Source organism: Citromicrobium bathyomarinum, from assembly GCF_021021475.1.
GTDB classification, from domain to species: Bacteria; Pseudomonadota; Alphaproteobacteria; order Sphingomonadales; family Sphingomonadaceae; genus Alteriqipengyuania; species Alteriqipengyuania bathyomarina.
Map to the genome: position 1 here is coordinate 279,231 of NZ_JAINWL010000002.1, position 8,763 is coordinate 287,993.

The following is an 8,763-nucleotide window of genomic DNA, read 5'->3' on the forward strand; positions in this document are numbered from 1 at the left end:
CCTTCGGGCACCAGCTTAACGGACACCTATGGCCGACCGACCCGAAGTACATAGTCAGGCATCGCAACGCGATCCCAATGCCCGGCCGCGGCGCGACATGAAGGATGTCGGGCACGAGGACCGGTTCTCCGACACCTCGGGCGTGCTGTTCGAACAGGCGATGGCGCAGACGCGGATGGCGGTGTGCCTGAGCGATCCGAACCTGCCCGATCAGCCGATCGTGTTCGCGAACCGCGCGTTCCGCCGGCTGACCGGTTACGACGAAGACGAAATTCTCGGCCGTAACTGCCGCTTCCTGCAAGGCCCCAAGACCGACCGCGCAGAGGTCAGCCGGGTCCGCGAGGCGATCGAGAACGAAGACGTGGTGGTGGTCGAACTGCTCAACTACCGCAAGGACGGCACCGAGTTCTGGAACGCGCTGCATCTGGGCCCGATCTACGATGCGCAGGGCAAGCTGCTCTACTTCTTCGGTAGCCAGTGGGACGTGTCGGACGTGCGCGCCGCGCGTGAGGAAGAGCGCCACGCCCGGGCGATGGCGCGCGAATTGTCGCACCGGATCAAGAACATGTTCTCGGTCATATCGGGCATCGTCAACGTGATGGGCCGGGTGCGCGGGGTGGAAGACACTACGTCGGAGATCAACAGCCGCATCCATGCGCTGGGCCGGGCCTACGAGACCACCCTCGACGAAGCATCGGTCGGGGTGATCGATCTTGGCCCTGCGGTGAAGGCGATCCTCGAGCCTTACGCGGTCGACGAGCGGGTGAAGTTTCTGGGTAACGGCGCACAGGTGCCATTTTCGGCCATGTCGCTGATCGGCCTTGTGCTTCATGAGCTGGCGGCCAATGCCACACGCTACGGCGCCTGGGCCGAGGGGTATGACGGGCAGGTGTCGGTCGACTGGCAGCGGCGCGATGGCAACGCGGTGCTGACCTGGATCGAAACCGGCGGAGCACCAATTTCCGGTGCGCCGGCGCATATTGGCACCGGAGCGACTATTATGAATCGTATGGTAGCTGCGGCGCGAGGCACGATTGAGAGAGAATGGAAGCCGGAGGGGCTGCACGCAGTCCTGACCGTGCCGATCGAAGGGGGCAATACGTGATCGATGGATGCCGCATCCTGTTGCTGGATGACGAACCGCTGATCCTGATGGATCTCGAATTCGCGGCGGAAGACCGTGAATGCCGTCCGCTGACCGCGACCAATGTGCGCGAGGCGCTGGCGCATATAGAGGCGCAAGGCAGTGTCTCGTGCGCGGTGCTCGACGTGACGCTGCGCGATGGAGAAACCTGCATGCCGGTCGCACGCGAGCTGGAGCGGCGCGAGATCCCCTACATTCTGCACTCGGGCGACCTCAACCGGCAGGAAGGGACGCTTGCCGCGCTCAATGCGCGTTTGATTGCCAAGCCGGCTTGCTCCAGCAAGGTCGTCGATGCGGCGCTCGCACTCGCAGAGCCTGCGGCAACCCGCCAGGCATCCTGAAGACTGCCCGGGCTAGAACAGCCCGGGAATGCGGTATTGGGCCGCGCTCGGCTCGGTCGGCCTGATCGCCTGATATTCGACCTGCTTGATCTGTCCGCGCTGGCTCTGGCCTGCCGCGCCAGCCTGACCGATGGCACTGCACGCTGCTCCGCGCAGGAAGCCTAGCGCCGCACCGGTCGAAGCTTCGTCGACCGAGCCCAACGGATCGAAGATGTCGTCCCCCGCTGCGCAGGTCTGCGGATAGACGCTCGCGAGGCCATTGTAATAATCCCCACCGCCGGCGGCATTGACCGTGCGGAACGCGACCACGCGCAGGCGGTCGTCGCACTCGGCCTTGTCGCGCGCGATCTGGCCGACCGGCTTGCCATAGGTGTTGCTGCCGACCAGCGCGGTGTTGTTGCCCAGATAGGGAATGAACGCATTGCCGACCAGCTCGCTCGCCGATGCGGTCGAGCCGGTACCGATCAGCGCGACCTTGGTCGCAGCGATGGCCTGAGGCCGGGTTTCGAACAGTCTGGTCGCGTTGTTGCTGGAGAGCGAATCGCGGAAGATCGTGCGGCTGAATTGTTGGCCTACCTTGTCCGCGCCGAGCAGATCGCCGAGCGTTTCCGCCACCGAGACGAGCCCGCCGCCATTATAGCGGAAATCGAGGATCACCTCGCTGATACCCTGCTGGCGGAAACCGTCGATCGCCGCGCGCAACTGCGTACCTGCATCTTCGACGATGAAGGTGCGCAGGTTGATATAGCCGACCGGGGTGCCGCCATTGTCGATCACCTTCACACCGTATCGGTCGGAGATCGGATCGAGCTCGTACTCGCTCTTGATCACGCTGACAGTCGCCTCGGTCTGGTCTGGCTGGCGGATCGTGAAGGTGCGGGTAACGCCAGGGTTGCTGGACCCCAGCGCATCGCTGAATGCCTGCGGCCCGCCAGAGGCAAGCAGGCTGGCGGTGGAGGTACCGTTGACCGCCAAAATCTCGGTCCCACGATCGAAACCTTGCGCGAAGGCTGGCGCATTTTCGAACGCCTCCAACACGAACACCCTTCCCGCCGAGGTGTCGTAGGCCAGACGGATCCCGAAGCCTGCCGAGGCCCCCGAATTGATCAGCCGGGTCTCTTCCTCGATCGACGTGATGTAGGTGAATGAGCGGTCGCGGCCCAGTGCGCGGGCAGGGGCAACCAGCGCGTCGATATAGGATTGCACGGTCGGATAGGCCGCCGGGTTTACGCCGGTATCGAGCAGGTCGGGGAACAGGTAATAGGTGCGCAGCTGGTCGAGCACCCATGCCTTGCGGTTCTCGAGCGAGCAGGCCGAGGTCGCCGGGCTCGGTGTAGGCGTGCCTCCCGTCGCGGGCGACGAATTGCCCCCGCCACCTCCGCAGGCAACAAGCGTCCCGGCGAGTGCCAGTGCGAGCGAGGTGCGACCGATCGACATTGCTGATTTTCCTCTCAACTTCCCGTATCCACGGGATATTCCCCAGCGCCCTTGCTTGTCTATCTCGAAAAGCCCCGTGCGCGCGGTGCTCTTCACTAGCGAGCGAGCGCCGGGGCCTTACATCGATCGCCGCAAACGCCTACCCGGGGGGGAACAAAGGAGATTCACCGACCCATGACCGACTGGCTTTCCGCAGTTCTGCCCTCGTCTTGCCCTGCCAATGCCAAGCTTGCGATCGCGCGATTCGCAAAGCGCGAGACGATCGGGCGCAACGGCTTTTCCCTCACCAGCCCCGCCTTCGGGCAAGGCGAGGAGCTCGACCCGTGCTTCACCGCGGATGAAGAAGACGCGGTTGCGCCGCCGATGGAATGGACCGCGCCGCCCAAGGGCGCGGAGGAATTGGTTCTTGCGGTCGAGGATGCGAGCCAGGCCGATCCGACCTGCCACTGGCTGGTCTGGGGCCTGCCCGCGCAGCACGGCAAGCTGCTGGAGGGCGAGACCCCGCCGCGCACGGGTAAGAACGACCAGGGCAATTCCGAATGGCTGCTCCCCAAGGTCGATCCCGATGGCGCGCCGCACTGCTTCGTGTTCCAGCTGTTCGCGCTCGACCTGCCGATCGCGCTGATGCCCGGCGCGGGCAAGGCGGAGCTGTTTGCCGCGATGGAAGGCCATGTGATGGCTGCCTGCGTGCTCTCAGCGAGCTACAGCGGTTCGGATGAAGAGGATCTGGGCGACCTCGAAGACGACGCCTAGACCCGCTTCGCGAAGGGCCAGTCGATCACCCGGCTGGCCCACAACGCGGCCCAGATGATGACCGGCTGCGCGAACATGCGCGGGATGTGATAGCCGAGGCCGAGGCCGCCATCGGCGCTGGCGAGGTCTGTGATCATGTGCTGGACGTTCGCCGGCCATACGCACAGCGCGTAAAGCGCCAGCCCGATGCCTCCGGCCGCTCTCAGCGCAGGCGAGACGGGCTGCGCAAGCGCGATGGCGCCGAGGATTTCGGCAACTCCGGTGGCGAACACGACCGCCTCGGGCAGAGGCACGAAGCCGGGCATGATCGACAGGAAGGGGCCGGGCGCTGCAATGTGCAGGACGCCCGCCGCGAGGTAGGCCAGGGCGAGAAACCAGCGGGTTGCGGTACGTGCCATCGCCTCAGGCCCTCTTCGGTGCCCAGCCGGGCGGTGCCAGTTCGAACCCGTCGAACTCGAACCCCGGCGCAACGACGCAGGAAACGAAGGCATAGCCGTGCGACCCGGGCAGCGGCATCGCCGCCTGCCACTGGCCCTGCGGAACCACTCCCTGCCACGCCGGCTCGTTGCTGTCGCCGAGCACGATCGTATCCACGGCAGCATCCCCGTCTTCCGCGATCCTGAGCGCGAGCGGATCGCCCGCGTGCCACAGCCACAGCTCGTCCGCATCGACACGGTGCCAGTGCGATGCCTGCCCCGCCTCCAGCAGGAAGAGGATCATCGTTGCGCTCGCCCGCCCATCCTTCTCGCCTGCGCGGAAGGTCTCGCGGTACCAGCCGCCTTCTGGATGGGGCTGGAGCCGATAGCGGTCGATCATATCGCGGGCGGTCATCATGGCTCCGCATCTTCCTTTTTGCCGGTGCACCGGTATGCCTAGGCCGACAGAGACAGGGGAGTCACTACATGCTGCGTCGTTTCGCCACCGCTTCCGCACTCGCCGCGCTGTTGTGCGCGCCTGCTTTCGCGCAGACGCCGGACGAAATCGCGCAGGCCGCGCTCGAAGCAGCGCCGGTGTGGGACGGGCACAACGACGTGCCGATCCAGCTGCGCAGCCGGTTCGACAATGTGCTCGACGGGTTCGACTTTGCCGACACAAGCGCGACCAGGACCGAAACGCGCAACGCGATGCATACAGACCTGGCGCGGTTGCGTGCCGGGCATGTCGGCGCGCAGTGGTGGTCGGTCTACGTTCCCGCCTCGCTCGACGAGCCCGAAGCGGTGCAGATGACGCTCGAGCAGATCGACGTCGCGAAGCGGCTGATCGCCCGTTACCCCAATGACATGACGCTGGCGCTGAGCGCGGACGATGTCGCGGCGGCGCAGGTGCAGGGCAAGATCGCCGGACTGCTGGGCATGGAAGGCGGCCACTCGATCGGGTCGAGCCTCGCGGTGCTGCGCCAGATGTACGATCTGGGCGCGCGCTACATGACGCTGACGCACAGCCGCAACACGCCGTGGGCGGACAGCGCGACCGACGATCCCGAGCATGGTGGGCTGACCGATTTCGGCAAGGACCTGGTGCGCGAGATGAACCGGATCGGCATGGTGGTCGATCTCAGCCACGTGTCCGAGAAGACGATGATGGATGCGCTCGACGTGAGCCGCGCGCCGGTGATCTTCAGCCATTCCTCCGCCCGCGCGATCAACGGCCACGCGCGCAACGTGCCCGATGCGGTGCTGCGGCGTCTGCCGGAGAACGGCGGGATCATCATGGTCACCGCGGTGCCGGGCTTCATCAGCGAGGACGCGCGGGTGTGGAACGCGCAGCGCGATGCCGAGGAGGCGCGGTTGAAGGCGCTGTGGCAGGGCCAGCCGGACGCGGTTGTGGCAGGCATGTCTGCGTGGGACGAGGCCAACCCCTATCCGCCCGCCAATATCGCCGACATGGCCGACCATATCGATCACGTCCGCAAGATTGCCGGGATCGACGCGATCGGGATCGGCGGGGACTACGACGGCATTCCTTTCGGGCCTGAGGGGCTGGAGGATGTCTCGACATACCCCGCTCTGTTCACCGAACTGGCGCGGCGCGGATACTCGCAGGAGGATCTGGAGAAGATCAGCTTCCGCAACATGATGCGGGTGATGCGCGGCGTCGAGGCGACCAGCGCAGCGATGGCCGATGTGCCGCCTTACGAGTACCCTGCGGGCGGCGGCGAGTGAGGAGGGCGGGCTGACGCCCGGCCCGCTCAGTCTCCGTCGACTTCCTCGGGCAGGTCTTCGCGGTCGGTGGAGGCCATTTCCTCCAGTTCGTCCTCGGTCATGCTTTCGTACATGCCCACGGATGCGCCCTGAAGATCGGACTTGTCCGTCTCGCCGCGCTTGGCGGAGAGGGCGGCGCCTGCCGCCTGTTGCTGCTTCTTCGATTTGGCCTTGGGCATGGCGTGATCCTCAGCTGTCTTGTGCTTCGATTTCGGAGCCCAGCTTGAGCACTTCGTCGCCATCATCCTGTTTGATGAGGTAGGCGGGGTCGTCTTCTGAGCCCTTCCTGGTGATCTCGCTGCCCTGCAGGGTGCGGGTCACCTCGCGTTCGAAACGCTCCTTGATCTGGCCCTTGGCAGTGCCGTTGCCCCAATCCCACTGCACATACTGATCGCTCTGGAAGCTGTTCGTATTGCTCATGAAATCGGGGCTCCTGGCCGGTTATTCCTGTTCGGTAGCAACAACTTCGTCGTTGGCCGCCGGTTCCTCGGCAACGCCTTCGTCGCCCGGAGCTTCTTCGATGATGCCGTCCGTGTCGCTGCCGATGGGCGCACCGCGTGCTTCCATCGTACCCGTCATCGTGGCCTCTTCCTCAGCATCGCCCTGCATCAGTGCGGGGACGATCCAGATGACCGACAGCAGCACGATCGCAAGAAGCAGGCCGATGCCCAGAACCCAGCGCACGACGCCTTCCTTGCTGCCGCCGCTGACGTCTTCTTCGTCGATACGAACTTTGCTATCGCGGTTATCAGTCATCTCAAATTACCTTTCCGTCCACCGAAAATAACCAACGGCTCGTCTGCCGCGCGGTTCCTTGAATGCCGATCAGTCGCGCAGCAATTCGTTGATGCCGGTCTTCTCGCGAGTCTGTGCGTCGACCGTCTTGACGATCACCGCACATGCCAGCGACGGCTCGCCATCCTTGCCCGGAAGGCTGCCCGGCACCACCACCGAATAAGGCGGGATGTGTCCGCGCAGCACTTCGCCCGTGTCGCGCACCACGATCTTGGTCGACTGGGTGATGAACACGCCCATAGCGACCACGCAGCCTTCGCCCACGATCACGCCCTCGACGATTTCGGAGCGTGCGCCGATGAAGCAGTTGTCGCCGATGATCGTCGGGTTGGCCTGCAGCGGTTCAAGTACGCCGCCGATCCCTGCGCCGGCGGAGATGTGGCAGTTCGCGCCGACCTGCGCGCAGCTGCCGACGCTGGCCCAAGTGTCCAGCATGGTGTTTTCACCCACATAGGCACCGATATTGGTGAAGCTGGGCATCAGCACGCAGTTCTTGCCGATGAAGCTGCCGCGCCGCGCGATCGCACCGGGAACGACGCGGAAACCCGCTTCGCGGAAGCGCGCTTCGCCCCAGCCGGCGAACTTGCTGGGCACCTTGTCGAACGCGGGCGAGCCGACCGCGCCGTCCATCACCCGGTTGTCCGACAGGCGGAACGAGAGCAGCACGGCCTTCTTCAGCCACTGGTTGACCTGCCAGCCGCCATTGCCGTCAGGCTCCGCAACCCGCGCGCTGCCTTCGTCGAGGCTGGTAATCGCACTTTCGACCGCTTCGCGCAGGTCCACATCGCCGGTATCGAGAGAATCGCGGTTCTCCCATGCCTGTTCGATCACCTGCCGGTGTTCGTCGCTCATCCTCAAATCACTCCTGCACCGGGGACCGGCCCCGTCTTCGCCATGCCTGCTAGCGAGCCCCTGCGCGGTTGTGAAGCGCGCCCGCTCAGTCGAGCCCGGCGCGCTTGGCGAAGTCGTAGGCGGACTGCACCAGCGGGCGCACCCGCTCGCTCATCTGCTTGGCATGCGCTGACGAGGCAGTGCCGTCGATCACGCGCTTCTTGATGCCCTGGATGATCCCGGCAAACTTGAACAGGTTGAAGGCGAAGTACCAGTCCATGTCGGGCACCGGGTAGCCGGTCCGTTCGACATAGCGCTGGGTGACTTCCTCTGCGGTGGGGATGCCCAGCGCCTTCAGGTCCTTACCACCGAGCCCGGCCCGGCCGTCGGACGGATTGTGCCAGTTGAGCACGAAGTAGCTGAAATCCGCGATCGGATCGCCCAGTGTCGACAGCTCCCAGTCGAGCACCGCGGCAACGCGGTTCTCGTCTGCATGGAAGATCATGTTGTCGAGCCGGTAGTCGCCATGGACGATCCCGCTGGCGTGCTGTTCGGGCACCGTCTCGGGAAGCCACGCGATCAGCGCTTCCATCTCCGGAATCTCTTCGGTTTCGGAAAGCTTGTACTGCTTGGTCCAGCGGGCAATCTGGCGCGCGCAGTAATCCTGTGGTTTGCCGTAGTCGCCCAGCCCGATCTTCTTGGGATCGGTGGTGTGCAGATCGGCCAGCGTGTCGACCATCGCGTGGTAGATCTCGCGCCGCTCGTCCGGCTGGTAATCGGGCAGCGCGCCGTTCCACAGGTTGCGGCCCTGGATCAGTTCCATGGCGAAGAACTTGGAGCCGATCACGTCCGCGTCTTCACACAGCCCGAAGGTGCGCGGCACGGGGAAGCCGGTGGGCCCAAGCGCGCTCATCACGGTGTATTCGCGGTCGACCGCGTGGGCCGATGGCAGCAGCTTGCCGAAGGGCTGGCGGCGCAGCACGTAATTGCGGCTGGACGTCGCCACCTTGTAGGTCGGGTTGGACTGTCCGCCCTTGAACTTCGAGAGGGTGAGGGGCCCTTCGAAGTCCTCCACATTCTCCTCGAACCACGCGGTCAGCGCCGCTTCGTCCAGCTTGTCGGCCTCGGGCACGTCGACCGTGCCGACCATTTCCTTCTCGTAGTCGATAGCTGCCACGAACTTCCTCTCCTAAACCAATGGCGGCCAGTCTCTATGCTGGCACCTGTACCGCGCCCGTTCGCGAAATTCCGGTCGTCGCGT

General features: G+C 65.0%; 12 protein-coding genes. 4 read left to right on the forward strand and 8 right to left on the reverse strand.

What is annotated here, in order from left to right:
- The first annotated feature begins 28 nt into the window (after nt 1-28).
- Nucleotides 29-1,105 carry a PAS domain-containing protein gene (locus K7H93_RS09340; RefSeq protein WP_082385221.1) on the forward strand — a complete coding sequence of 359 codons (1,077 nt, stop codon included), beginning with the start codon at nt 29-31 and terminating at the stop codon, nt 1,103-1,105.
- A complete protein-coding gene (locus K7H93_RS09345) occupies nt 1,102-1,485 on the forward strand; it encodes a response regulator (protein ID WP_010236368.1) in 384 nt (127 codons plus the stop codon). Before K7H93_RS09340 ends, K7H93_RS09345 begins: the two co-directional genes overlap by 4 nt.
- Nucleotides 1,486-1,497: 12 nt before the next feature.
- On the opposite strand, the gene K7H93_RS09350 is transcribed toward K7H93_RS09345, so the two are convergent.
- Nucleotides 1,498-2,922, reverse strand: a complete 1,425-nt coding sequence (locus tag K7H93_RS09350; RefSeq protein ID WP_230783391.1) for a S41 family peptidase — start codon at nt 2,920-2,922, stop codon at nt 1,498-1,500.
- Between the two features lie 174 nt (nt 2,923-3,096).
- On the opposite strand from K7H93_RS09350, the gene K7H93_RS09355 reads away from it, so the two are divergent.
- A complete protein-coding gene (locus tag K7H93_RS09355) occupies nt 3,097-3,675 on the forward strand; it encodes a YbhB/YbcL family Raf kinase inhibitor-like protein (RefSeq protein ID WP_230783392.1) in 579 nt (192 codons plus the stop codon).
- Here K7H93_RS09355 and K7H93_RS09360 read toward each other — a convergent pair.
- Nucleotides 3,672-4,073: a DoxX family protein gene (locus K7H93_RS09360; protein ID WP_230783393.1), complete on the reverse strand. Its 402-nt coding sequence runs from the start codon at nt 4,071-4,073 to the stop codon at nt 3,672-3,674. The genes K7H93_RS09355 and K7H93_RS09360 overlap by 4 nt on opposite strands.
- 4 nt (nt 4,074-4,077) lie before the next feature.
- The gene (locus K7H93_RS09365; RefSeq protein WP_230783394.1) at nt 4,078-4,509 is read right to left on the reverse strand and encodes a cupin domain-containing protein; all 432 of its coding nucleotides are present in this window, start codon (nt 4,507-4,509) and stop codon (nt 4,078-4,080) included.
- 68 nt (nt 4,510-4,577) lie between these two features.
- On the opposite strand from K7H93_RS09365, the gene K7H93_RS09370 reads away from it, so the two are divergent.
- A complete protein-coding gene (locus K7H93_RS09370) occupies nt 4,578-5,837 on the forward strand; it encodes a dipeptidase (protein ID WP_230783395.1) in 1,260 nt (419 codons plus the stop codon).
- A gap of 26 nt (nt 5,838-5,863) precedes the next feature.
- On the opposite strand, the gene K7H93_RS09375 is transcribed toward K7H93_RS09370, so the two are convergent.
- The 5 genes from K7H93_RS09375 to K7H93_RS09395 form a co-directional block, all read right to left on the reverse strand.
- Entirely contained in the window at nt 5,864-6,055 is a 192-nt protein-coding gene (locus K7H93_RS09375; protein ID WP_010236360.1) for a DUF3008 family protein, read from the reverse strand.
- Between the two features lie 10 nt (nt 6,056-6,065).
- Nucleotides 6,066-6,296 (reverse strand): hypervirulence associated TUDOR domain-containing protein, encoded by a 231-nt coding sequence (locus K7H93_RS09380; protein WP_054525362.1) that lies wholly within the window; start codon nt 6,294-6,296, stop codon nt 6,066-6,068.
- A 21-nt stretch (nt 6,297-6,317) separates the two neighbouring features.
- Nucleotides 6,318-6,632, reverse strand: coding sequence for a hypothetical protein (locus K7H93_RS09385; RefSeq protein WP_010236354.1), 315 nt, complete (start codon nt 6,630-6,632; stop codon nt 6,318-6,320).
- Nucleotides 6,633-6,701: 69 nt separating this feature from the next.
- Nucleotides 6,702-7,523, reverse strand: a complete 822-nt coding sequence (dapD, locus tag K7H93_RS09390) for a 2,3,4,5-tetrahydropyridine-2,6-dicarboxylate N-succinyltransferase (RefSeq protein ID WP_230783396.1) — start codon at nt 7,521-7,523, stop codon at nt 6,702-6,704.
- A gap of 85 nt (nt 7,524-7,608) precedes the next feature.
- The gene (locus K7H93_RS09395) at nt 7,609-8,652 is read right to left on the reverse strand and encodes a phosphotransferase family protein (RefSeq protein ID WP_269060211.1); all 1,044 of its coding nucleotides are present in this window, start codon (nt 8,650-8,652) and stop codon (nt 7,609-7,611) included.
- Nucleotides 8,653-8,763: the final 111 nt, after the last annotated feature.

What these genes read in the sequence shown, in the direction of transcription:
- K7H93_RS09395 (WP_269060211.1), bottom strand. Translation starts at nt 8,652, where the DNA reads ATGGTCGGCACGGTCGACGTGCCCGAGGCCGACAAGCTGGACGAAGCG.
- K7H93_RS09365 (WP_230783394.1), bottom strand. Translation starts at nt 4,509, where the DNA reads ATGATGACCGCCCGCGATATGATCGACCGCTATCGGCTCCAGCCCCAT.
- K7H93_RS09350 (WP_230783391.1), bottom strand. Translation starts at nt 2,922, where the DNA reads ATGTCGATCGGTCGCACCTCGCTCGCACTGGCACTCGCCGGGACGCTT.
- dapD (WP_230783396.1), bottom strand. Translation starts at nt 7,523, where the DNA reads ATGAGCGACGAACACCGGCAGGTGATCGAACAGGCATGGGAGAACCGC.
- K7H93_RS09380 (WP_054525362.1), bottom strand. Translation starts at nt 6,296, where the DNA reads ATGAGCAATACGAACAGCTTCCAGAGCGATCAGTATGTGCAGTGGGAT.
- K7H93_RS09360 (WP_230783393.1), bottom strand. Translation starts at nt 4,073, where the DNA reads ATGGCACGTACCGCAACCCGCTGGTTTCTCGCCCTGGCCTACCTCGCG.
- K7H93_RS09355 (WP_230783392.1), top strand. Translation starts at nt 3,097, where the DNA reads ATGACCGACTGGCTTTCCGCAGTTCTGCCCTCGTCTTGCCCTGCCAAT.
- K7H93_RS09340 (WP_082385221.1), top strand. Translation starts at nt 29, where the DNA reads ATGGCCGACCGACCCGAAGTACATAGTCAGGCATCGCAACGCGATCCC.
- K7H93_RS09375 (WP_010236360.1), bottom strand. Translation starts at nt 6,055, where the DNA reads ATGCCCAAGGCCAAATCGAAGAAGCAGCAACAGGCGGCAGGCGCCGCC.
- K7H93_RS09385 (WP_010236354.1), bottom strand. Translation starts at nt 6,632, where the DNA reads ATGACTGATAACCGCGATAGCAAAGTTCGTATCGACGAAGAAGACGTC.
- K7H93_RS09370 (WP_230783395.1), top strand. Translation starts at nt 4,578, where the DNA reads ATGCTGCGTCGTTTCGCCACCGCTTCCGCACTCGCCGCGCTGTTGTGC.